1 pseudogene is annotated in these 544 nt (G+C 33.3%); it reads right to left on the bottom strand.

Annotated elements, in window-relative coordinates:
- Positions 1 to 41: 41 nt before the first annotated feature.
- Positions 42 to 544, bottom strand: a pseudogene (gene fusA, locus HMPREF0629_RS07600) (elongation factor G); the annotation flags it as partial.

Here is a 544-nt window from a genome sequence, read left to right on the forward strand (position 1 = left end):
TTATTTTTTATTTGTTAATTAAAATATTTATTATTTTATTTTTATTTGTTCTTAGCTTCCTCAACTATCTTTTGAGCAATATTTGCAGGAACTTCTTCATATCTTACAAATTCCATAGCAAATGTTCCTCTACCTTGAGTCATAGCTCTTAAATCTATTGAATACTCAAACATTTCAGCTTGAGGAGCTTCAGCAATTAATAATTGAGTTCCGTCATTTTGTTGATCCATTCCAAGTATTCTACCACGACGCTTATTCATATCTCCCATTACATCTCCAAGATATGAATCCGGGATTGATACTTCAACTTTCATTATAGGCTCAAGAAGTGTAGGTTTAGCTTCTTCCATTCCCTTTTTGAATGCAAGTGATGCCGCAATCTTAAATGACATTTCATTTGAGTCTACATCATGGTACGAACCATCATATAAAACTGCTTTAAAGTTTGTTACAGGATATCCCGCCAACACACCGTGTTCTTTTGATTCTATTATTCCCTTTTCTACTGCAGGGAAGTAATTTTTAGGAACTGAACCTCCAAATA

The sequence above is a fragment of the Peptoniphilus sp. oral taxon 386 str. F0131 genome, from assembly GCF_000090945.1.
Lineage (GTDB): Bacteria > Bacillota > Clostridia > Tissierellales > Peptoniphilaceae > Anaerosphaera > Anaerosphaera mikwangii.